This is a genomic window from Geobacter sp. 60473, from assembly GCF_036323535.1.
GTDB classification, from domain to species: domain Bacteria; phylum Desulfobacterota; class Desulfuromonadia; order Geobacterales; family Geobacteraceae; genus Geobacter; species Geobacter sulfurreducens.
The window spans coordinates 68,693-90,657 of sequence record NZ_AP028967.1 but is presented as its reverse complement, the minus strand read 5'-3'; the positions used below and the strand labels follow the sequence as shown (position 1 = coordinate 90,657).

Genomic DNA, 21,965 nt, shown 5'->3' with positions numbered 1-21,965 from the left:
TCTCATTTGCGAGCCGTCAGCTCCCAGCCCCACGGGTCGTTTCGGACCGTGTCGAAACGGTCGAGGAAAAGAAGCATGGCCTGGCAGACGGGAATCAGCAGGCCCAGCGCGACGCGGAGAGGGTAGAGAAGCACGCCGGCGAGACGGATTCCGGATACCCCGCTGTTCCGCGCCTTGGGGAACATGCGCAGCGCCCTGGGCAGTTCGTAGGCCCACCGCAGGAACATCCCGCCCATGGGGACAACGCTCACCTCGCTGAATCCCGCCTCCGTGCAGAGGTACTTGAGCCCGTACGAGGTATACCTGAAATAATCGTACGGGGTCTGATGTTCGTCCTGCGCCATGGGCACCGTCAGGAAAAGGCGGCCGCCCGGCTTCAGGACGCGGTACATCTCCTTGACGCATTCAAGGGGCTTCTGCAGGTGCTCAAGGACCTGGGTGCACAGCACGGCGTCGAAGCTGGCGTCCGGAATCGGCAAATTGTCGAGGGGGGCCTTATAGTCCAGGTGGTCGTAATTCCACGTGCTGTCGCCTATTGCCATATCAGCCGCCTTGTAGTCGCAGTGGCGGAAGAGCCCCTTGTAGGCGCATTCCCCCGCGCCGGCATCCAGCAGGCTGCTTCCCGGCGCAAGCCCGTCAGCGACCGATTTGACGAATGCCGTAACGCAGTAGCGGCCCAGATCGGAGTACTTTGATTTGGCGATAAAGTCATCGGTAATAGTCATCAAACTGCATCCTTCCAGAGACGAGAGTAACGGGTTCGTACCAGCACCAGAACGAGAGCCGCATATGAAGCGGCATAGACCGCCATCAGGATCACGGGGTTTTCAACGGCCAGACCGAGTGCCAGCACGAGAAGCAGAGGAGCGCACGCCATGACCGCAAAGAGCAGCAGGTCGGAGAGTATCGGATAATCGGTCACGTTCCTGAAATGACGGTACGCGGCCAGGGCAACCGCCAGCTTGGCCGCCACGGTCGACAGTGCCGCCCCCACGCCCCCCAGGGAAGGGATGAGCGCGACATTGAGCAGCACATTGAAAATGTTGCCGTATATCATGGTTGCCCCGTACTCCCGAGCCATATTCCAGGCCGAAAACGGCAGCACGATCGCCCCTGCCGCATAGCCGAGCGAAATGGCGAAGCCGAGCACCTGCAGACAGGCGATGCTTTCGCTGAACGAAGGGCCGTACAGGGTCATGATGATGCTATCCGAAAACAGCAGCAGGAAAAATCCCAGGGGAACCGTACCAACAAGCATCAAAAAGGTGAAGCGCGAAAGTACCGCGGCCGGTGTCCCCTGTTTGAACGATTGGGCAAGCGGCCGGAACATCGTCGGCGTAACGATGGAGCTGATGGCATAGAACGGATTGATGATCTTGTACGCCGCCTCATAGATGCCGACCGCATGGGGAGTGGCGAAGTAATACAGGATCAGCCGGTCTGAAGTGGTGAACACGTACAGGGAGAGATCCGCTTTGAGAAAGTGGCGGCTCTCCGCGAACGCCTGGCGGATTTTCCGGCCGTAGGCTGGGCCGAACTGTCGCCGGTCCAGCGAAAGCACCCTGCGCCGGCCGAGGAACAGCAGTGCGAGCACGCAGCCCAATGCCGAGTTCAGCACCATGATGTACGGCAGCTTCTGCCAGTCGAGGGGCGCCCGTATGAACGCAAACACGACCAGGGCATAGATGGAGCTTTGGGCGACCCGGATAAAGGACGCCGTGTTGATCTCTCCCAGTGCCACGAAAACCCAGGCCGGAGAGAACACTTCGAAGAAGATGAGAAAGACGGCCGTTGACAGGAAGTACGCCAGACGCGGATCGATCCCGGCGAACCTGGCCACCAGCAGCGTTGCGGCGATCACCGCGCACGAGAGAACGATCTTCGGCGGAACAGTCAACGCGAGGAGGGAGCCCAGGGTATCGTCGTCGCGGGCAAGCCGCTGCGAAGAAAGCGCTGTCAGGCCGCCGTCGGCGAATCGGGCCAGAAGGAGCAGTACCGCACTTGTCGCGGCGCTGAAACCGACGTACTCCGGACCGACGACCCGGCTCATATAGATCATGCTCGCCGCGCCCAGCAGAAGGGCGACTGCTTCGGCGACCGCCCGAAACGTAAGCTTGCCGTCCATCATGCTGCCTTTTTACCGATAAACACGGTGACGATCTCTCCGTGCCGGCCGGGGAGCTGCATTTCCAGGCACGGAAACCCTTCGCGGCTCAGACAGGAGGCGGCATCCCTGCCGAAATCCCTGAATACGAGCACGCCGGTGTCCCGCACCGTATCGCCGTGCATGACCGGCGACCTGAGATACTCGATGCCTCCCTGCCCCATGCGGGCTCTCTCGACAGTGTGCTCCAGGGAATAGTCGACCGGCACCGTCAGGACGTGACAACCACCCGGTTTCAGCACCCTGCGGACTTCTTCGAGCGACTTATCGAGATCCGCCACATGCTCAAGCACATCACTGTTGATAACCACATCGAAACTGTCGTCGGGAAAGGTCAGACATTCGAGGGATTCGTTCCGCACGCCGCCGATGGTTTCGCCGAACCGGCCGGGAGCGAGATACTCCGAAACCATGTAGCGCGGGCATGCCTTCAGGGCGTCGATGCGAAAGATGTTGTATGCCGCTGTTTCGTAGACCGAAAACAGTGGGTCGGAGCGGAGCCTGCGCGCCAGGTCGCCGCTCGTGGCGTGACCGCACAGATCGAGCACGGTCCGGGCCAGCATCCTCATCCTGGAATTGGCCATGCAGGTGACGCAGAGGAAATTCTCCCTCATGGCGAGCATGCGCTTGAAGTCTTCCCCGGCCTCCCACGACGCGGTAAGGTCGGCCAGCCACTGTTCGAGTTCGCGCGAATAGACGATCATGCTCCGGGTGTCGCAGACGGGGCAGTAGTCGAACGCAACGAACCGCCACGCTCTCCGGTGCATCAGGAACCGGGCGATGTTTTTCACCGGAACAGGGATCACATCGTCTCCGCGGGGAACCCCTGGCCGACAAACCACTCGTACGTTTCCCGCACCCCGTCCTCCAGCCCGATCCGGTGCCGCCAGCCCAGCGAATGCAGCCGGGACACGTCCGAGAGCTTGCGGGGGGTGCCGTCGGGCTTTGACGCGTCAAAGACGAGCTCGCCTTCGAAGCCCACGACTTTTTTAACCAGCAGCGCCAGATCCCGGATGGAGATCTCTTCGCCGCTGCCGATGTTGACGATGTCATCGCCTTCGTGGTGGCGCATGAGATAGAGCGCGGCGTCGGCCACGTCATCCACGTGGATGAACTCCCGCAGCGGCGACCCCGTGCCCCAGACCGTGACCGTCGGGGCGCCGGCGACCTTTGCCTCGTGGAACTTGCGGATCAGGGCGGGGAGGACATGGGACTTCTCAAGATCGAAGTTGTCGTTGGGTCCGTAGAGATTGGTCGGCATAGCCGCAATGAAGCGAGTGCCGTACTGCCGGTTGTAGGAGCGGCACAGGGATATGCCGGCGATCTTGGCAATGGCGTAGGCTTCGTTGGTAGGCTCCAGGGGGCCGGTCAGGAGATACTCCTCGCGGATCGGCTGGGGCGCCATCTTGGGGTAGATGCAGGTGCTCCCCAGAAAGAGGAGCTTCGACACGCCGGTGCGATAGGCGCTATGGATGACGTTGGCCTCGATCATCAGGTTGTCGTAGATGAACTCGGCCGGATAGGTGTTGTTGGCGACAATGCCCCCCACCTTGGCCGCGGCGAGAAAGACGCAATCGGGCTGTTCCGCAGCGAAGAACGCCGCCACCGCAGCCTGGTCCCGCAGGTCCAGTTCCCCGCTCGTGCGCAGGAGCAGGTTCCCGTATCCCTCTGCGGTCAGTTTCCGTACAATGGCCGACCCCACCAATCCCCGGTGGCCGGCAACGTAGATCCTGGCGTTCCTATCCATCGGCCCGCTTCTCCCGCTCGGCCAATGCCAGGTCTGCATCGGCCATCATATCCACAAGCCCCTGGAAATCCACCCGGGGCTGCCAGCCGAGCCGAAGCCGGGCCTTGGTGGAATCGCCCAGCAGCAGGTCAACCTCCGCCGGCCGGAAATAGCGGGGGTCGATCTCGATCACGATCTTCCCGCTGTTCGCGTCGATTCCCTTCTCGTGCACCCCTTCCCCCTGCCACTCCAGGGGCATGCCAAGCCGCGCGAAGACCCGCTCGGCGAATTCCCGCACCGACCAGGTCTCGCCCGTGGCCACCACGAAGTCGTCGGCTTCCTGCTGCTGAAGCATGAGCCACATTGCTTCCACGTAGTCCCCGGCAAAGCCCCAGTCGCGCTTGGCATCGAGATTCCCGAGATAGAGCCGATCCTGAAGACCCGCCTTGATCCGGCCGGCAGCGCGGGTAATCTTCCGGGTGACGAACGTCTCGCCGCGGCGCGGCGACTCGTGGTTGAACAGGATGCCGTTACAGGCGTACATGCCGTAACTCTCGCGGTAATTGACGGTTATGTAGTAGGCGTAGGCCTTGGCGCAGGCATAGGGTGAGCGGGGATAGAAGGGGGTGGTTTCCTTCTGGGGCGTCTCCACAACCTTGCCGTACAGCTCGGAGGACGAGGCCTGGTAGAATTTCGTATTGAGTCCGGTTTCGCGGATGCCTTCCAGCAGCCGCACGGTGCCGAGGGCATCGATCTCCCCGGTGTACTCGGGGACATCGAAGGAAACCCGGACATGGCTCTGGGCGCCCAGATTGTAGATCTCGTCAGGCCGCACCTCGCGCAGGACCCGGTTGATGGAGCTGGCGTCGTTCAAGTCGCCGTAGTGGAGGAAAAGCCGCACGTCGGGCTCGTGGGGATCCCGGTAGAGGTGGTCGATCCGCCCGGTATTAAATGATGACGAACGCCGGATGACGCCGTGGACCTCGTATCCCTTGCCAAGGAGCAGTTCCGCCAGGTACGAGCCGTCCTGGCCAGAAATGCCGGTAATGAGTGCGCGTTTCACGGATGTTCCTCCCTGATTGGCTGAGTTTCGCCGGCCGGCTCACCGGCCTGGTGCAGAAGTTCCGAAGCCGCGCCCCGCTGCAGGAGCTCTTCCCGCAGGGCCTCGCGGCGCTTGAACGTTGTGATGACGATATGGTGGTTGCCCGCCAGGAGCCCATGGGGGATGGACACCACGGGCTTGCCGAAGAACTCGCGTTCGTCGCCTGCCTGGTCCATGACCAGGGCCAACTCCAGTCCCACCTCCCGCAGCGACAGGTAGGCGATCTCCGCCACCTCGTCCACCCCGCAGAAAGCAACCCGCCCAACCCCCTGGGCCTTGAGCGTCCGGAACAGGGTGAGATAATCCTGGCGGGCGACGCGGAACAGCGTCGTGAATGAGCTCAGGTGTTCATAGGCGAGGCGGCTCTTTTCGGCAAGCCCCCGCGGGGTGAGGAGATAGGCGTAGCGGTTTCGGGGAAAGGACTTGATCCGCACAAACCCCTTGTCCACGAGGTGTTTCAGGTAGGAGTTGACGAGTCCGAGGGCGATGCCGACCTGCCGGGCGATCTCGCGCTGGGACAGGGGCTCTTCCGACGAGATGGCCGACAGGAGCAGAAAGGAACGATAGGATTCATCCTTTTCGCGAAGCTCGTTCATGAAATGAACGATACTCTACTTTCCGCGGGAATGCAATCGGTTATGCGCGTTTCATCCGGTGATAGACCGCTTCGAGGACATCGGCCCGCGCCTGCCAGGAATGTTCGCGCTCGGCCCGCTCCCGCGCCAGGCGGGCACGCTCGGCCCGAGCGGCTGCATCGCCTGCCAGGCCGGCCAGGTGAGCGGCCAGATCCGCCGCGTCGCCATAACGGGCATAAATGCCCGCCTCGCCCAGGATCTCCCGGTTCACCGGCGTATCGAAGGCAATGGTGGGGAGCCCGCACGCCATGTAGTTGAAGAGCTTGCCGTTGGCCTCGGTGAGGGACACCTTGGGCGACACGGCCATGTCCCCCGCCGAGAGGAAGAGGGGCGCCTTGCCGTAGTCGATCCGCCCGGTGAAGGTCACCATGTCGGCGATATCCAGGTCGCGCGCCTTCTGCCGGTACTTTTCTTCCGGAAACCCCATGACCAGAAGCCGGAGCGGGCTGCCCCGGCTCTTAAGCATCACCATGGCCGAAAGGAGAAGATCAATCCCCTGGTAGTGGTTCAGCACCCCCAGATAGACCGCCAGCGGCACATCCGGCGCGATGTCGAGCCGACGGCGCACCTCCATGCGATCATGGGGGCGGAATACCGCGGTATCGACCCCGTCCATGAGGGCCGTCACCTTTGCCGACGGCACCCCCCACTTCGTGACGAGATCGTCCCGGCCCGGCCCCGAGCTGGTCACGATGGCGTCGGCGCTATTATTGATCCACCCTTCCAGTAGGGCGAAAAAACGGTAGAGCAGCGACCCTTCGCGGACAAACCCGTGGTCGGCCAGCTCCATGGTGAGGCTTCCCTGGCAGTCGAACAGAAGGGGGATGCCCAGCAGCTTTTTCAGTAACACGCCGAAGAATGCCCCTTCATGCAGATGGGCATGAATCAGGTCGGGGCGCAGGCGCCGGGCCGCGCGCAGGGCGGTGCCGCAGAGGAGGATGTCCAGGTAGGGCTTGTGCCAGGAAGGCCCGGCGGAGAGCTTCGTGTACCAGGGGACGCGCAGGGTGCGGTCCGTGGGGATGCCCGCCATGTCCCGCCCCAGGTGGTAGGTGACGATCCGCACCTGGTGCCCGCGGGCCATGAGCGTCCGGGCCTCTTCGTAAATCCTGACGTGGCACCCGCGGTCGGCGAAAAACGGCGTGGGGGCCAGCATGAGAATTCTCACGGCGCCCCCCTACCCCGCATCCAGGTTGATTCTCTCCCGGACGACGTAGATCGGCTTCCCCTGGGACTCGTGATAGGTTCGGGCGTTCACCTCGCCCAGCAGCCCGAGGGCGATGAACTGCACCCCCCCGAAGAGGAGAAAGGCGGTCAGGATCAGCAGGGGATTGCGGTTCATGCTCATCCCCTCGAAGAGCTTCATAGAGAGGGTAAGCCCGCCGGTCAGGAACCCGGCCAGGATGGTATAGATTCCCCACTTGCCGAAGAGCTGGATCGGCTTGGTGGAGTAGGTGAGCAGGAACTTCACCGTCATCAGGTCCAGAACGACGCGCATGGTGCGGGAGATGCCGTACTTGCTCGTGCCGTAGAGGCGGGCATGGTGGCGGACCGGTATCTCCGCAACCCGCGCCCCCACCTGGGAGGCCAGAGCCGGGACGAACCGGTGCATCTCTCCGTACAGGTTGACCCCGTCCAGCACTTCGCGCCGGTAGGCCTTCAGGGTACAGCCGTAATCGTGGAGGTGGACCCCTGTCATCCGGGAGATGAGGGCATTGGCGATAATGGAGGGAAGGCGCCGGTTGACGAAGGTGTCCTGCCGGTCCTTGCGCCAGCCCGAGACCACGTCGTACCCCTCGTCGATCGTGGCCAGGAGCGTCGGGATATCGGCCGGGTCGTTCTGGAGGTCGCCGTCCATGGGCACGATGACCCTGCCCCGGGCGGCATCGAAGCCGGCCGCCATGGCGGCGGTCTGGCCGAAGTTGCGGCGAAAGCGGATCACCTTCACCCGCCGGTCCTGTTGGGCAATCTCCCGCAGCAGGGCGAACGAGCCGTCAGAGGAGCCGTCATCCACGAGAATCAGCTCGTAGTCGATGCCTGACCCGGCCAGGGCGTCGCTCACCCGCGCATGAAGATGCGGAATAGTCTCTTCCTCATTGTAGATCGGAACAACGATACTCAGTTCCACCGGGCACCTCACTGATGTTGCTTCTGCACTGCCTGACGCTGCCGCAGGACAGGCAGATAGAGCCTGACCTCGGCGGCTTCGTCCGGGTACTCCATGGCGCCGAACATGGCGAACATCTCGTAATTGAGCACCGCCTCGGCCAGATTGCCGCGCCGTTCCTCGGCCTTGGCCAGGGTCAGATACGCCCGGATATTGAACCGGTCGATCCGCAGCGCCTCCCTCGCTTGCGCCGCCGCCTGGTTGTAATCCCCCGTCAGCAGGTAACTCAGCCCCACCGTCTCGCGCACCCAGGTAGAGTCGGGATTGACCGTGACTGCATGCCGCCAGAGGGTATGTTCGCTGCGCCAGTACCCGTTTTGTATCACGGTGAGCCCGGCGAACACAACAATCACGAGGCAGGAGGCGCCGACAAATCTCCGGTGGGGCCAGCGTTGGAGGCACCCCGCCAGGACGAGCCCAACGCCGGGAAGGCAGAGGTACATGTACCGGTCCGCCGCCAGGTAGGCCACGGGAACCAGGTTGGAAACCGGCAGCCAGAAAATGAGGAACCAGCCGATACCGAACGATACCAGGGGAAGCCGGCGACGGAGAAAGACCGCCGCGCTTGCCACTGCCGCAAGGAGCCCGAGCGACAGCAACGCCCACGGTTGCCAGAGGCTTTCGGAGAGCCGGAATACATACTCGGGGGCCAGGCGGACCGGGAGAACGATCTTGGAGAGATAGAATCCGAAGGCCTTCATGGCACCCATGAAGAGGGGGAGATAGCTCTCCGAAGCACCAAAGCTGTTCTTGGAATAGACCGTGAGCAGATGTTCAGGGGCCAGAAGCCCCCGGAACCGGTACATGAGCGCCGCACCGGCCGCCACGAGGAAGAGAAATGCCACGAAGGGGCGCCTGAGCAGCACCCGTTTCCCCGGTTCCACCATCAGCCATTCGTAGAGGAGAGCCACGAGCGGCAGCGTCACCGTGGCCTCGTTGGCAAGGAGTGCTCCACCGTAGGCTGCAAGAGCAGCGAGCCACAGGGCAAGGCGCCGCCCCCCGGCGGCGGCGAAACTCCCCACGAAGCAGAGCGCGGCCCCGAGGGCAAAGAACAGGGCCAGCAACTCCTTGCGGTGCGCGATGCCGGCCACCGACTCGGACTGGAGGGGGTGCACCAGGAAGAGGAGCGCCCCCATGAGGGCAAAGGGAAGCTCTACCCCCAGGGCGTGGAACAGGGTGACCAGCAGCAGTCCGTTCACTCCGTGCCAGGCCAGTTGCTGGATGCGATAGCCGGCGGGCTGGTCGCCGAACAGGAGATGGTCGGGGATGTAGGTGAGCTCGCGCATGGGGCGGCCGGGCATCGTGTTTCGGGCAAAACCGGCAAGCGAGTGGGCATCGGGGTTCTTCAGGACAACGGGAATATCGTCATAGGTCCACTGGTTGAAAAAAGTGTTCCCGTAGACCGTCACGGTCACCAGAAGAAAAAAGACGAGCAGGATGCGCTTGTGCGGCAGCGGCGATGCCGTCATCATGGGACCTCCCCGGTACCGTGGGCAGGCAGATGCCAGGGAGCGCCGAACTCCTTGATGCAACGGATCGTGACCGCCGCGGTTTCCCCTGCCTCCGACCTGAAGCGGGGTGCCAGCAGGCCTTTCAAGAGGCCGGCCCCATAACAGAGGTGGAGTGTCGGATAGAGCACCACAAGCCACGGCAATGCGGCATAGAGGCGCGAACGCACGGCGCCCGACAGGGCCGACACCATCACCGCCGCACCGTAGAGGGCGGCAGGCAGGAAACAGGGAGCCCAGGGCGCGACCGGAAGGAGAAGCAGGTAGATCAGAAACACCGTTGGCAGGAAATCAACCACAGAGCGCGCACCGGCAATGCGGGTCTGCTCACCGCGCCCCCTTCCGTAGCCGAAAAACTGGCGGACAAACGCCCGGAACGTAGATCGCTGGCTCCGCCGGACAGCCAGGTCCGGATCATGCACGAGGCCCATTCCCCGCTTCGAGATCCGGTCCATGAGCTCGTTCTCCTCGTTGGGGTAGAGCCGCTCGTCAAGGCCTCCCTCCGCCAGGAAGACATCCCGGCGCATGGCTAGGTTGCAGAGGATCAGTTCCCGCTCGCTCGTCCGGCGGGGGCTGCCGGTAGCGCGGTAGCGGTTGCGCGCCCCGCCCCCACCCAGCCGTGACGCCAGAACGACGCCGATGGCGCGCTGGAATCGGCTGTCGGATGCAGGAGTGAGTGACGGGCCGCCCACGGCGGCTACGGATGGATCGGCCAGATGCGCCGCAGCCCGCGCCAGAAAATCCGGTGAGGTCAGAGAGTCGTCATCCAGAAAGTAGAGTATATCGCCCGCTGCAGCGGCTGCGGCCTGGTTACGCTGACGGCTCGGCCGCGTCCCCTCGGCCACCAGGACCTCCATGTGCGAGGAGGGATACGCGACCGACCTGAGGCGATCGAGGGCACGGACGGTTCCGCCCGGCTTCACGGGAATGATAATGGAAAAGATAATGGAATCGGCCATGGTGACAAAAGAAAAACCGGGTCCGGCCCGGTTTTTTCACAGTTGGTATCCAGCAGGGGCGACGGAACCCGTTGTCAGAAGAACTTCTTCACGTTTGCGGCGATCCGCTTCTCAATCCGGTTGTCGCTACCGTCCCGCTTGCCGTAGGTATACTCCAGGTTAGCCTGGAGTTTCCGGAAATTGAGTCCCACCACGCCGGTATAGAGTTGCTCCGTGATGCTTCCCGGCTCGATGAGCGAGTAGCGCGCATCCGCCCCAACAAACAGGCTGCGGAGGGGGAAATACCGAACCCCCAGGGTAAACCGCCTGGTAGTGTTGAGCTCGTTGGCCACCGTCCCCGTGTTCAGGGTGCGATTATAGGTGAACTCCTCGTAGAGTTCCAGCAGTTTCCTGTTCGCCCCGCTCAGGGTGTAGAAGCTGTAACCCAGCCGCTGCCGCAGGTCCAGGAACTCGCTCCTGGTGTTCACGTCCACGTCGCCCACGTTGTAGGTATAGGTGAGAAGTCCCTCCAACTGCCGGACGGGACGGTATTCCAGGGTGCCCACGCTTTCCAGATAGTCGATGCTCTCGCCACCGACCATCCGCACGTTGTAGCTGTTGCGCATCCGGGCCAAAAAGGTCGGCGTACTGTAGTCGATGGTACTGCGGAAGGTGGTCAGGAAGTCGGTCGGCGCTCCCGACTGCATGAGGACGTCTTCGCTGACCGAAAAGCTGAGCGAGGCGCGGGAGAAGGGACGCCAGGCCGCGCTGACCGTGGTAACGGAGCGGACATATTCGTCGATTTCGCTGTTGCGGCGCTGGAACGAGATGGCAGAGCCCGATACCGTGCTCGTGCCGCTGCTGAATCCGCTGTTCACGGTGATCGCGGAATTGTTGAAGTTGCGCGGATTGGTGCCGCTGGCCGCTGACAGGTCCTCCTCCACCTCGAAACGCCAAGTGGGCGATGCCGCATACGCCACGCGACCAAGGACGTTCTGGTTGAGGTAGCCGTCGCCCGAACCGGTACCGCCGGTCGCATCGAAGTACTTGACCGTATAGCTCCCCGACAGGCTGTAGTCGCGCGAAAGGCGCGCAGTGCTTGCCGTTTCGACGCCTCCTTCGAAGGAAAGCAGTTTCGAGCCGTAACTCTCAGTGCTCTCCCCACGCACCACCACCCCCAGAGTGAAGGGAGAGCGCCGGAACATGTCGGCGCGGACCGAAGCGCTGTAGTTGGAGTTGTTGACCACACTGCCGCTGGGGGACTGAATCTTCTTTTCATTGGAATAGAGGCTGGCCTTCCAGTCCACATCGGCGCCGAGGACACCGCTTGCATAGAAGGGCACCGTCCGCTCCAGGGTAATCCCTTCATCGTCGAGAAGCCGGGAAAAACTGGAAAAGGTCCGAGCATCCCAGGTCTTGCGGGAAGCCACGGCGAACAGGTTAAGCTCGTAAGCTTCAAAGGAGTTGGCCGGCATTGAACTCGCGTGCTTGGTGAACTGGCCGTCGGCCGAGATCTTCACCCAGTTGGTCAAATCGATCCACCGCCGCGCCAACAGGTGATCGACCGTGCCGATCTGCATCTGGGTTTCCTTGAAGGACTGGTCGGTGTTGAGGTAATCCCTGAAATCGGTGGTCCGGTAGTGGAACCAGTTGTCCCTCTTGTTCAGACTCACGAAGGCCAGACGGCGCATGCGCGTATCCACGGGAGCCAGACTCTTCAGGTCCCGGTTGACATCGTCGCGGTAGTCGAGCATGACCAGCGGGATATGCCGGAAAATGGCGTTATAACCGTTGGTCAGGCCGTTCTTGACCCCGAAGACGAGAGTTGCGCCACTGTTGATATGCATGCCGTCGTAAAGGTTGGTGATCAGCCTCGGCGCAAAGATCGACGAACCGTCAATGCCAGATAGGTCCTCGTGCATGTTGATCCGGTTCGTGTCATAGCTGTAGGCCCTGAGCCGCAGGGGGAGCTCCAGCGGATCGAGCACCACTTCGCCGCGATACAGCAGATGTCCGGCACTGACGGAGGGGTTGTAGTTGGTCTGGGGGTCGGTGGGATTGGAAGGATTCTTTATCTTTGTATCAAAGGAGCCCCACTCGTAGCCCAGGGCAAGGTCGTAGCGCCCTACCCTGCCCTTGTAAAGCTCGCCGGATGTCTCATACAGCAAGGAGTAGCGCTGATAGAACGAATGGGCATCGCTGACCCGGGCGCCGTTGGCATCGGCCTCATAGCGCACGTATCCCAGCTCCGCCTCGCCGGAAATACCGGCCCGCACCGATGCGGGCGAGCAAAGAACCAGGCCGGCCAAGACCGACACTGACGCCAGCCCTATGTGCATGCGTCCTAGCGTCATGGAACCCACGAATCACTCCGGCATACCGCCGGAGACGGCAACACATTCACACCCGCTCCACGAGAAACCACCCTCCGGGCGACCGGCTGCAGGCACCACAAGCCGGACTGCTGCGTAAAAAAAGGGTGGACCGGAGTCCACCCTTTTTCCGGAGAGGAACCCCCTACTTCTTGTGGCAACCCAGACAGAGCTTGCTGCCCGCCATGGTGGTACGGAGGAACGGAGCGTCGGTGTTGTCGTGGACCTTGTGGCAGCTGCCGCACTCGAGGGTCGTGGCTCCGCGGGCTGACTTGAAGAGGGGGAGGCCGTTGGTCACGTCCGCGGTCTTCATGGTCGGCGGGTTGGTGCCGGTATCGAGGGCGCCCAGGTTGCCGTCGGCGGCAATTCCGGCTGGGGTTACCTCGAAGTTAACGGGGTGATCATTGCTCAGATCGGTGCCCAGGTTGGCTTCACCGGTGATCAAATCGTTCCCCCCCACCATGGCGATTGCCGCACCATTGGGGTCGTTGTGCACCGCGCCCCCCAGGCCGGTGGCCCCGTCATGACAGCTCATGCAGAAGAGCGAGATGGAGTCGGCCGTAAAGCCCTGCTTGACCGGCACGTTATTCATGCTGCTGGACGAGTAGAGGGTGAAGTTGCTGGCCGTGGGGTTGCCGCGGTTCCACAGGGGAATGTCCTGTTGCGCGTTGTGCGGAGTGTGACAGAACACGCAGATCTGGTCGGTGTTCGTCGCCTTGAATGTGGCGCCGGTGCTTCCGGAGCTCAGGTCGTGCTTGGTATTCTTGATGCTGGCGGCTCCCGCCGCGGTAACGGCCACCAGGAGTGCGGTCAGGGCCAATCCGATTTTTACTTCGCTTCTCATTCTGCGTTCTCCTTTCACGTGAGTACTATGTGCTTTCTCAGCCGTTCGCGTTGACACCAATGGATGAAGAAACACAATGCAACCAGCACGCCAATATTCAACGTATTCTCATAAAAGGCCTGTAAATAAATAATTACGGATAGTTGCGCGCACACGAATCACACCAACCAAGCCCATTTCTCTCGGCAACGTTGTCCCGGGACGTATTTCCGAGAAGATCATACGCCATATAGCGCTACATTTTTTTGGCGCCAACCGCAATTCGCTACAACACCGGACGGAAGATGGCACCGGCACTCAATGCATCCGCGAAATAGCTTATTGATGACAAAAATAAGAAGGCCCCCGACAGCAACCATGCTGGCGAGGGCTCTTCGGAAACCGCGGGTTCCAGGCGTCTGCCGGACTTACCATAAAGCTGCTGCAAATCCGTCTGGCCGGTTCATATTTCGCCGGGTTTCCGGCCAATAAAATGACTATTGACCCGCACAAGTCGACACAAGCAGCCCTGGCCCAGCAGCGCTTTCGCTTCGATTTCCCAAGTCCGACAGACTCCTGGCAGGTGATGAAACTGATATTACTCCTGCCATCCCGGGATGGGGTTGCGCTTGAGGAAATCGTCGGAGATGTACTGGAACACCTGGAACCGCCGATTGAGTTGGTCAACCACGTAAATGACGTCCTTATCGTCAATAAAGACTCCTTGCGGGATGACGAATCCGCCGGGGGCCTGCTTGCCGGTGGTGATGGCGGAGTAGAGTCCGCCCACGGTGAGAAGATACTCGCCGTTGGTGCCGAAGATAATGAGCTTGTGACCTTTTCCCTCGGTCACATAGATATGATCCTCCGAGTCGACGGCCACGCCTTTCATGATCTGGAAATCGGCCGGCCCGTCGCCCCGGCGCCCGAACTTGCGGAGAAACTTCCCGTCCTGATCGAAGATCTGAACCCGGGCGTTCATGGCATCGCCCACAATGATCTCCCCCTTGTGATTGATGGCCACCGCCACGGGGAAGTTGAATTCGCCGTCTTCGATACCACGCTTCCCAAAGGCGGAAAGCAGCCCCCCCTGCATGTCGAGGATGGCAATCCGGTGCTCGCGCGCATCCACCACGAGAATTCTCTGACCCTTTTCATCCACGGCGATGTCAGTGTTTCTCTTGACAGCAGCTTTGGTGTCGATAAAACGACGCGGCACCTCAAATCTGTCAAAAATCAGTATCCCCCCCTTTTCCGCATCGGAAACATAAATATTCCCCTGGGAATCACCGGTGACCGAAACCGGGGTATTAAACTGGTTAGCCGCCTGGGGGCCGCCGAGCATCGACACGCTCCGCTCTTTCATATTGAACACCACCACGCCGCGAAGGCCCGGATCTGCCACATAAATCCGGTCCTGGCCATCCGCATAGACATCCAGCGGCTTGGTCAGGCTCATGGCCTGCTCTTCCCCGGCAATGGCTGCCATGAACGACGCGAATCCCTGCTTCGGGAAGTCGTTCTGGCTGCTGTAGGCACCGAGCCATTCGATCCTGGGACGCTCGGGCAGCGGCGGCCAGAAGTAGCGCCGCTCCTCCCGGACCTGTTGTCCTGCGCAACCGGCGCACAGGGCGCACAGGGCGGCCGCACCGACGAACCTGCGGATGAGCTTCAGAACGTTCATATGGTCACCTCGTTCCATGAGAATAGTCCGGCAATCGTACGCCGCCAGCCCCAGTCTACTTGTTATGGCACATCTGGCACAATGCCATGCGTTCTTCCGCGTTATTCACAAAGAAATAACGCACATCCGCCGCATGGGGATTGTGGCATGATATGCACGACATATCGCGCCCCGAGGCTGACGCAGAGGGGTCTTTCCTGCCGCTTACCGGGTGTCCCTCTCCCGACGGGGTCCTCAGGATATGGGGCCTCCTGGCTACGGTCTCATGGCAGGAAAGACAGAGCGTGTTGATCGGCATCCGCAACTGGGCCCGGTTGGCGCTGCCGTGGGGATCATGACAGACCTCGCACATGCCGCCGGCAATGGGGCCGTGAACGTATTTCCGCTTGGCGAAATCCGTTGACTTGTCCTCGTGGCACTCGACACAGAGCGCACTGTCGCGCTTGGGCACCGAATATTTCGGGGATGCCTTTTCCTTGTGACAATAGACGCAGGAGTAAGTCCCGGCCGGGCCATGGACAAACGCCACCTTGAGCATGCCGCGATGACAGCCGAAACAGGGGTTTTCCCGCTCCTGGGTGCTCAGAAGCTGGGCCGGGCTCGGTTCCATGTTGTGGCAACCGGCACACCTGCTCTCCGTATCGGCCACATGGAAGACAAACGGCTTGAACTCAGGCGGCACCGTCGCACCATCCCTGCCAGGAGCGTAATAGACGGACGCTACGGCGGTCTCGACCCGCTCCTTGCCGGCATACGCCTCCACGGAGACTTCATTGCGGCCCTGATCCCAGAGGGGCTGCACGATGAGAAAATCCTGGAAGGCCTTGCGGTACTCGGGCGACGAGATAGCCAGCATATCGCCGACAACACCATTGACATTAATGCGGACAGCGGTGATTTCGGGATTGTTCAGTTTGAGAACCAGATGGTCCGATCGGCCGACCCAGGTATTGGGCGTCGGCGCCACAAAGGCGATTGTGCCCGCCGTCGCCGGCGTGCCCAGCAGTATCACGGCACAGACGGCCAGCCATAGTCCTTTCCCCAGCATGTATCCTCCAGCCGCTACGGGTTGCTCACCGCGCGGAGCCTGTCGTAGGATTTCGGCTTGTGGCACCCCACAACGCAGGTGCCGCCGGTATCCGTCTTTGTGTATCGGATGGGTATGTCCCAACTGCCGAAGCCGGGAATCCGCTCTTTGACAAGCCGCTGCTGCGGCGCCGCATGGGCGTCGTGGCAGGTCTTGCACGAACGCCCCTTGTCGGGCTTGTTGATGTGCAGATAGTGCAGATTATAGTCACCGTTGCGGAAGCCGGTGAGGGTATCCGTGCGGCGGTCGTCGGCCATCTGGCGGGAGTGGCACGTGAAACAGAGGGCAAAGTCATTCTGCTCGTAGCTCAGGTACAGCGCCTCGGGATAGGCATTCCGCAGAAGCTTCGGGAAGGAGGACCCGTGCGGGTCATGACAGTCGCAGCACTCTCCCCGCGCCACGGGTTGGTGAATTGACCGGCCCGCTGCCATTTTTTCGTCATGGCACCGGAAACAAAGAGCCGCCCCGCTCCCGCGGAGAAGCCTCGGGGAGTCTGACTGATGGGGGTCGTGGCACTTCAGGCATTCGCCGGTGGTGACGGGCAGATGGCCATGGCGGACGGAAAAGGCAGCGGCATCGTGGCAACCGAAGCAGAGCGCAGCACCGCGCGCCTTGAGAAGTGACGGATTGGCCGACTGGTGAGGGTCATGGCAGGAGAGGCACTCTCCTCCGCCAACCGGGGGATGAACCACCCTCTTCGATGCCATGCTTTCATGGCAGGTCTGGCAGAGGGCAGCACCTTTCGCCACGGGCCGGAACGCCCCCTGCTGCTTGGGGTGGACCGCCGCGCCGACGGGATTGTGACAGGCGATGCAATCATCGGAGGCCACCGGCCCATGCACTACGCCATCGCGGGCCTTGCTCCTGTGACAACGCGTGGCGCATCCGTCAGGGATGCCGGGTATAGGCGCCGACCAAAGGGAAGTGGCTGACATAACGAGGGAAACGGCCAGAAGGCGACAAACACTGCCGGCCAGCAACGCTTTCATGGCGGAACGCACGAACTTCGGCGCCCATGCGGGCGCCGAAGCGATGAGGGGATGTCGGGAGAAATTGTCAGGCATGCCCTGCACATGATGCAAGAGCATTGCCAACAGAGGGCCTACCCTCCTCCGTAACTGTGGAGACCGGAGAGAAGAAGGTTCACACCGAGGTAGCAGAAGATAGTGGCCGCGAATCCGACAATGGAAAGGATGGCGGCGCGCTTCCCGACCCACCCGCGGGTAAAGCGGGCATGCAGGAATGCGGCATAGACGAACCAGACGATCAGCGACCAGGTCTCTTTCGGGTCCCAGCTCCAGTAGGTGCCCCAGGCGTAGTTGGCCCATGCTGCGCCGGTGATGATACCGAGCGTGAGCAGCGGGAACCCGATCATGATCGCCTTGTAGTTGAGATCATCAAGGATCTTCGTAGGGGGAAACATCGAGATGATTCCGCCAGCCTGTGCCGATTGGGATGAGTCCTCTTTCCCCGCCTTGATCAGATACATGATGGAGATGCCGCAGGCAACGGCAAAGGCGGCATACCCCAGGAAGCAGGTGACGACGTGATAGAGCAGCCAGTTGCTCTGGAGCGCCGGGACAAGAGGCTCGATGCCGCTGTTGAGCGTCAACTGGGCCCAGGCCATGCCGAGGAGCGCAAAGGGCATGACGAACGCGCCCACGACCCGATACTTGTACTTCAGGTCAATGATGCCGAAGATGAGAACGATGGTCCAGGCAAAGAAAACCACCGACTCGTAGAGATTCGACAGGGGAGCGTGGCCGTGCCCGATGTCATAGGACTCCTTCCAGCGGAGCAGAATGGCAGCCGTGTGGACGAAGAAGCCAAAATAGGAGATGAGACTCCCCGCCATCCCCAGGTGACGGTTCCTGCTCGCCAGGAAGGCAAAAAAAGCGAGCATGGAGACCAGGTAGGTGAACGTCGTGATGTTGAACAGCATGGAACTGGTCATTAGTCAATCCTCCGCCCGTACTTACAGAGTTTTCAGTTTATCGACAAGGGTGTCGAAGGCGAGTTGGAATCCCGGCTGGTTCTTGTTGGCGGTGCCGCCGAGGGTCACATGCCCCTTGCGAACCCGTATCCATATCCGCTTGTGGGACATGAAGAACGCCATGCAGCAGCCAACCACCATCAGGGTGCATCCCAGCCACACTACCCAGACACCCGGGTCTTTGGCGACCTGAAGTCCGGTAAACATCTTGAGATCCGCCCCTTCATACGTGAAGATATGGTCCGCTCCACGCTGGACGTCGAATTCCGGATAGTTCTGGAACACGATGAACGCCTGGGGCTCGCCGCTTTTGGGCTCCACAGCGACCCGTACCGCCGGGCCCCGGAACTGGGGAATGAAGCGCCCGATCTCGTCAGTACCCTCCAGGAGTTGGACTGCGGTGCCGTCGGGCAGAACCTTCCGCTCTCCCATGGACAGAGAAAGCCGTACGGGAGCCCCTCCCTTGCGCTCGCGCACGGTGAGGTGATAGAGGCCGCCTTCATCCGCAGGCCCGTAGCTCGACTGATAGAAGGTGATTCCTTTGTAGGTCAGGGGATCGTTCACGATGATAGGGCGTTTGTCGATAACCACCTTGCCGCCGTCGATGACGGTGAGGAGACTCTTGAATTCTTTGGGTGCCCCGGTGTCGTAAAACGAAACCGAAAAATCCTCACACTTGACCGTAAAGCCGAGATCAATCGGCACGCCCTTGCGAGACATGACCGTAGAGGCTCCCGAGCCTTCCACGATATTCACATAGGCCTTGTACCCGAAGAACGATCCAAGCAGGGCACCGATGAATATGATGACGATGCTCAGGTGCACCACATAAACACCCAGCCTGCTGTACGGCGACTTCTGGGCGAAGAGGTGGAATTCTCCATCCCGCTCGGTCACCACCGGCTCGGCGAACTCGCTCTTGAGGAACACCTTCATCTTCTCGTTCAGGTCAGCCGCATCACCCTCTTTCTTGAAGTCATGGGTGAGCGTCAGGGTCCGCTCAAAGCCCTCGTCCATGACGAGCGTCGGCTCGGAAATGGTTTTCCATACCCGGGGCAGCCGCTTGATGGAACAGGCTACGATGTTGACCGTGAACAGATAGAGCAGGAGAATGAACCACCAGGAGTGGTACATATCAAAGAAGCCAAGGGTCGAGTAGACCTTGAACTTCATGCTTCCCGTGCCGCCTATGGCCGCGATATACTCGGGGGGGAGCGGATTCTGCTGCGGAATGACCGTACCGATGATGGACGTTGCCGCCAGAAGAATGAGAAGGAAGATTGCCAACTTGAGGGAACAGAAGAAATCCCACAGTGCCTGCAAGAAGCCGCGATCGCTGGTTGTCAAGGTAACGCTCCCGCAATGTTTAGGATTATGGTCGTCAATGCCAGATCCCCGACCAGGGCAGAGACGATTATAAACAAAAATATCCGGAAAAAACAAACAGTTAATTTAATTTAATTATTTTGGCGGTCAAGAAAAAGGGATAACAGTAAGTTCTGTTATCCCTTCGGTGCACCTCAGTGAAGTAACGTTAAATCATCATTACTTCTTGTGGCACTCGCCGCACTTCGTCGGCCCCTTCTTCATTTCTTCGTGGCAACCCTTGCAGCCCTTGCCGTGAGCCATCTCTTTGCCGAAGCCCTCGATCTTGCCCGGGCCTTTCTCGTGGCACTTCTTACAGTCGGGAACAGCCTTCTGGTGGGCCTTGTGCGGGAACTTCACATCACCGTTCTTGGCCTTGAGGACGATGTCGTCGGCGGCAAAGGCGAGGCCGGCGCAGAATACGGACAGCGCGAGAGAAGCAATAACCTTTTTCATGTGATTCTTACCCCTTTCTAACAGGTTGATGAAAACGCAACCTTTTATACAGCACATGCAGATTTTGTCAAGTGGAAAGCTGCCGGAAGCCGCGTCAAACCCGCACGATTACAGCAAGTTAATCTAGTCCGGCTACGCGCGGCCCAACTTGACCTGAAGGTCCCGATCCTTGGCCTCCACCTCTTCCGCCATACTCGCCTTGTATTCCACGAGTCTGCCGGCCATGGCGGCATCGCCGAGGGCCAGAATCTGCACCGCGAACAGCCCGGCATTTTTGGCTCCCGCCTTGCCGATAGCCATGGTGGCCACCGGAATTCCGCCAGGCATCTGCACCATGGAGTACAGGGCATCAACGCCGTTGAGCGCCCCTCCCGGCATTGGCACCGCGATAACCGGCAGGATCGTCTCGGCGGCAAGAACCCCCGCAAGGTGGGCAGCCACGCCGGCACCGGCGATGATCGCCTTCACGCCGCGCGCGGCCGCGTTCGAGGCGAGATCTGCCGCTTTTTTCGGCGAACGGTGGGCCGACGCCACTCGCATTTCCCAGGTCACGCCGAAGGCATCAAGGGCCTTTGCCGCTTCTTCCATGACGGGAACGTCCGAATCACTTCCCATAATGATGAGTACCTGCGGGTTTTCCATCGCGACCTCCCCTGTCAACGTGTGAGCGCCTTGGCGCCGATGTCTGTGCGGTAGTGGACGCCGTCCCATGAGATTGCCGCAACGCCCCGGTAGGCGCGATCAATGGCCTCACCCACCGTAGCGCCAAGGGCAGTAACCCCAAGCACCCGCCCCCCGCTGGTGACGATACGGCCGTTTTTCCGGGATGTGCCGGCGTGGAACACGAACAGATCCTCCATGCGAGCCGCATCCTCCAGCCCCCGGATCTCGTCTCCCTTGCGGTAATCGGCGGGATACCCCCCGGAAGCCATGACGACACAGACGGCAGCCATGTCATGCCATTCGAGCTCAATGCCCGACAGGTCGCCACGGGCAACCGCAAGGAGCACGGGCACGATGTCCGACTTCATCCGCATGAGCAGCGGCTGGCACTCTGGGTCGCCGAAGCGCGCGTTGAACTCGAGGGTTTTCACCTGGTCACCGTTGATCATGAGACCGGCATACAGCACCCCGCGATAAGGACGCCCCTCGGCAGCCATGCCGTCCACGGTCCGGCGCATCACCTCGGCCATGACCTTATCATGAATGGCAGGGGTGACTACCGGCGCGGGTGAATAGGCGCCCATGCCGCCGGTATTGGGTCCCGTGTCGCCGTCAAAGACCGCCTTGTGGTCCTGGGCGCTGGCCAGGGGAATGATGTTCTTGCCGTCGGTGAAGGCGAGAAACGATGCCTCCTCCCCGGTGAGAAACTCTTCGATGACCACCCGCGAACCGGCATCGCCGAAGGCGTTGCCCGACAGCATGTCCGTCACGGCGCCAACGGCTTCCTCACGGGTATGGGCGATGATAACCCCTTTGCCGGCGGCCAGCCCGTCCGCCTTGACGACGATGGGCACCCCTACCCGGTCGATGAAAGCCACGGCCGGCTCCACCTCGGTAAAGACGTCATAGGCGGCGGTGGGTACCTGATACTTTTTCATCAGGTCTTTCGAAAACGCCTTGCTCGCTTCGATGATGGCGGCATTCCGGCGGGCGCCGAAGATCAGCAGCCCCTTTTCCTCGAACCGGTCAACGATGCCGAGGGAAAGAGGTAGTTCCGGCCCCACCACGGTGAGGTCGATAGACTGTTCCGTCGCAAAGGCGGCGAGCCCGTCCAGGTCATCCACCGCCAGGGACACGTTCTCGGCGATAAGGCCGATGCCGGGGTTGCCCGGCGCGCAGTACACCTTGCTTACCAGGGGTGACTGGGCGATTTTCCAGACCAGGGCATGCTCCCGCCCGCCGCCTCCGATTACCAATACCTTCATGGGTTCCTCCCCGTGATCGT

20 protein-coding genes are annotated in these 21,965 nt (G+C 61.2%); all 20 read right to left on the bottom strand.

The window, feature by feature from the left end; genetic code table 11:
* Positions 1 to 2: 2 nt before the first annotated feature.
* Positions 3 to 725, bottom strand: a complete 723-nt coding sequence (locus AABA48_RS00440) for a class I SAM-dependent methyltransferase (RefSeq protein WP_286351629.1) — start codon at positions 723 to 725, stop codon at positions 3 to 5.
* Positions 725 to 2,128 (bottom strand): oligosaccharide flippase family protein, encoded by a 1,404-nt coding sequence (locus AABA48_RS00435; protein WP_286351628.1) that lies wholly within the window; start codon positions 2,126 to 2,128, stop codon positions 725 to 727. The genes AABA48_RS00440 and AABA48_RS00435 overlap by 1 nt, the downstream gene beginning before the upstream one ends.
* On the bottom strand, positions 2,125 to 2,970 hold the full coding sequence (locus AABA48_RS00430; RefSeq protein WP_286351627.1) for a class I SAM-dependent methyltransferase: 846 nt from the start codon (positions 2,968 to 2,970) through the stop codon (positions 2,125 to 2,127). The genes AABA48_RS00435 and AABA48_RS00430 overlap by 4 nt, the downstream gene beginning before the upstream one ends.
* Positions 2,967 to 3,911, bottom strand: a complete 945-nt coding sequence (fcl, locus tag AABA48_RS00425) for a GDP-L-fucose synthase (protein WP_286351626.1) — start codon at positions 3,909 to 3,911, stop codon at positions 2,967 to 2,969. The genes AABA48_RS00430 and fcl overlap by 4 nt, the downstream gene beginning before the upstream one ends.
* Positions 3,904 to 4,953, bottom strand: coding sequence for a GDP-mannose 4,6-dehydratase (gene gmd / locus AABA48_RS00420; RefSeq protein WP_286351625.1), 1,050 nt, complete (start codon positions 4,951 to 4,953; stop codon positions 3,904 to 3,906). Before gmd ends, fcl begins: the two co-directional genes overlap by 8 nt.
* Positions 4,950 to 5,588: a winged helix-turn-helix transcriptional regulator gene (locus AABA48_RS00415; RefSeq protein WP_324309663.1), complete on the bottom strand. Its 639-nt coding sequence runs from the start codon at positions 5,586 to 5,588 to the stop codon at positions 4,950 to 4,952. Before AABA48_RS00415 ends, gmd begins: the two co-directional genes overlap by 4 nt.
* 40 nt (positions 5,589 to 5,628) lie before the next feature.
* Complete coding sequence (locus AABA48_RS00410) at positions 5,629 to 6,780, bottom strand: glycosyltransferase family 4 protein (protein ID WP_338271285.1); 1,152 nt, start codon at positions 6,778 to 6,780, stop codon at positions 5,629 to 5,631.
* A 21-nt stretch (positions 6,781 to 6,801) separates the two neighbouring features.
* Positions 6,802 to 7,752 (bottom strand): glycosyltransferase family 2 protein, encoded by a 951-nt coding sequence (locus AABA48_RS00405; RefSeq protein WP_286351623.1) that lies wholly within the window; start codon positions 7,750 to 7,752, stop codon positions 6,802 to 6,804.
* A gap of 8 nt (positions 7,753 to 7,760) precedes the next feature.
* A complete protein-coding gene (locus tag AABA48_RS00400; protein WP_338270771.1) occupies positions 7,761 to 9,263 on the bottom strand; it encodes a tetratricopeptide repeat protein in 1,503 nt (500 codons plus the stop codon).
* A complete protein-coding gene (locus AABA48_RS00395) occupies positions 9,260 to 10,258 on the bottom strand; it encodes a glycosyltransferase (protein ID WP_324309658.1) in 999 nt (332 codons plus the stop codon). The genes AABA48_RS00400 and AABA48_RS00395 overlap by 4 nt, the downstream gene beginning before the upstream one ends.
* A gap of 74 nt (positions 10,259 to 10,332) precedes the next feature.
* Positions 10,333 to 12,591: a hypothetical protein gene (locus tag AABA48_RS00390; RefSeq protein ID WP_286351620.1), complete on the bottom strand. Its 2,259-nt coding sequence runs from the start codon at positions 12,589 to 12,591 to the stop codon at positions 10,333 to 10,335.
* Between the two features lie 163 nt (positions 12,592 to 12,754).
* Positions 12,755 to 13,453 carry a cytochrome c3 family protein gene (locus AABA48_RS00385; RefSeq protein ID WP_324309655.1) on the bottom strand — a complete coding sequence of 233 codons (699 nt, stop codon included), beginning with the start codon at positions 13,451 to 13,453 and terminating at the stop codon, positions 12,755 to 12,757.
* A 577-nt stretch (positions 13,454 to 14,030) separates the two neighbouring features.
* Positions 14,031 to 15,116, bottom strand: a complete 1,086-nt coding sequence (locus AABA48_RS00380) for a 6-bladed beta-propeller (protein ID WP_010941279.1) — start codon at positions 15,114 to 15,116, stop codon at positions 14,031 to 14,033.
* A 55-nt stretch (positions 15,117 to 15,171) separates the two neighbouring features.
* Positions 15,172 to 16,164: a cytochrome c3 family protein gene (locus tag AABA48_RS00375; protein ID WP_010941278.1), complete on the bottom strand. Its 993-nt coding sequence runs from the start codon at positions 16,162 to 16,164 to the stop codon at positions 15,172 to 15,174.
* A gap of 14 nt (positions 16,165 to 16,178) precedes the next feature.
* Positions 16,179 to 17,033 (bottom strand): cytochrome c3 family protein, encoded by an 855-nt coding sequence (locus AABA48_RS00370; RefSeq protein ID WP_324309650.1) that lies wholly within the window; start codon positions 17,031 to 17,033, stop codon positions 16,179 to 16,181.
* A gap of 272 nt (positions 17,034 to 17,305) precedes the next feature.
* Entirely contained in the window at positions 17,306 to 18,157 is an 852-nt protein-coding gene (gene ccsB / locus AABA48_RS00365; protein ID WP_010941276.1) for a c-type cytochrome biogenesis protein CcsB, read from the bottom strand.
* 21 nt (positions 18,158 to 18,178) lie between these two features.
* Positions 18,179 to 19,543 carry a cytochrome c biogenesis protein ResB gene (locus AABA48_RS00360; RefSeq protein WP_286351617.1) on the bottom strand — a complete coding sequence of 455 codons (1,365 nt, stop codon included), beginning with the start codon at positions 19,541 to 19,543 and terminating at the stop codon, positions 18,179 to 18,181.
* Positions 19,544 to 19,741: 198 nt separating this feature from the next.
* Entirely contained in the window at positions 19,742 to 20,017 is a 276-nt protein-coding gene (locus AABA48_RS00355; RefSeq protein ID WP_010941274.1) for a cytochrome c7, read from the bottom strand.
* A gap of 132 nt (positions 20,018 to 20,149) precedes the next feature.
* Positions 20,150 to 20,659, bottom strand: a complete 510-nt coding sequence (gene purE / locus AABA48_RS00350) for a 5-(carboxyamino)imidazole ribonucleotide mutase (RefSeq protein ID WP_286351616.1) — start codon at positions 20,657 to 20,659, stop codon at positions 20,150 to 20,152.
* A gap of 14 nt (positions 20,660 to 20,673) precedes the next feature.
* Positions 20,674 to 21,945 carry a phosphoribosylamine--glycine ligase gene (gene purD, locus AABA48_RS00345; protein WP_338270767.1) on the bottom strand — a complete coding sequence of 424 codons (1,272 nt, stop codon included), beginning with the start codon at positions 21,943 to 21,945 and terminating at the stop codon, positions 20,674 to 20,676.
* Positions 21,946 to 21,965 lie beyond the last annotated feature (20 nt).

Coding starts and splice junctions, on each gene's coding strand:
- AABA48_RS00440 (WP_286351629.1), bottom strand. CDS start 725: ATGACTATTACCGATGACTTTATCGCCAAATCAAAGTACTCCGATCTG.
- AABA48_RS00435 (WP_286351628.1), bottom strand. CDS start 2,128: ATGATGGACGGCAAGCTTACGTTTCGGGCGGTCGCCGAAGCAGTCGCC.
- fcl (WP_286351626.1), bottom strand. CDS start 3,911: ATGGATAGGAACGCCAGGATCTACGTTGCCGGCCACCGGGGATTGGTG.
- AABA48_RS00415 (WP_324309663.1), bottom strand. CDS start 5,588: ATGAACGAGCTTCGCGAAAAGGATGAATCCTATCGTTCCTTTCTGCTC.
- AABA48_RS00410 (WP_338271285.1), bottom strand. CDS start 6,780: ATGCTGGCCCCCACGCCGTTTTTCGCCGACCGCGGGTGCCACGTCAGG.
- AABA48_RS00400 (WP_338270771.1), bottom strand. CDS start 9,263: ATGATGACGGCATCGCCGCTGCCGCACAAGCGCATCCTGCTCGTCTTT.
- AABA48_RS00395 (WP_324309658.1), bottom strand. CDS start 10,258: ATGGCCGATTCCATTATCTTTTCCATTATCATTCCCGTGAAGCCGGGC.
- AABA48_RS00390 (WP_286351620.1), bottom strand. CDS start 12,591: ATGACGCTAGGACGCATGCACATAGGGCTGGCGTCAGTGTCGGTCTTG.
- AABA48_RS00385 (WP_324309655.1), bottom strand. CDS start 13,453: ATGAGAAGCGAAGTAAAAATCGGATTGGCCCTGACCGCACTCCTGGTG.
- AABA48_RS00380 (WP_010941279.1), bottom strand. CDS start 15,116: ATGAACGTTCTGAAGCTCATCCGCAGGTTCGTCGGTGCGGCCGCCCTG.
- AABA48_RS00375 (WP_010941278.1), bottom strand. CDS start 16,164: ATGCTGGGGAAAGGACTATGGCTGGCCGTCTGTGCCGTGATACTGCTG.
- ccsB (WP_010941276.1), bottom strand. CDS start 18,157: ATGACCAGTTCCATGCTGTTCAACATCACGACGTTCACCTACCTGGTC.
- AABA48_RS00355 (WP_010941274.1), bottom strand. CDS start 20,017: ATGAAAAAGGTTATTGCTTCTCTCGCGCTGTCCGTATTCTGCGCCGGC.
- purE (WP_286351616.1), bottom strand. CDS start 20,659: ATGGAAAACCCGCAGGTACTCATCATTATGGGAAGTGATTCGGACGTT.
- purD (WP_338270767.1), bottom strand. CDS start 21,945: ATGAAGGTATTGGTAATCGGAGGCGGCGGGCGGGAGCATGCCCTGGTC.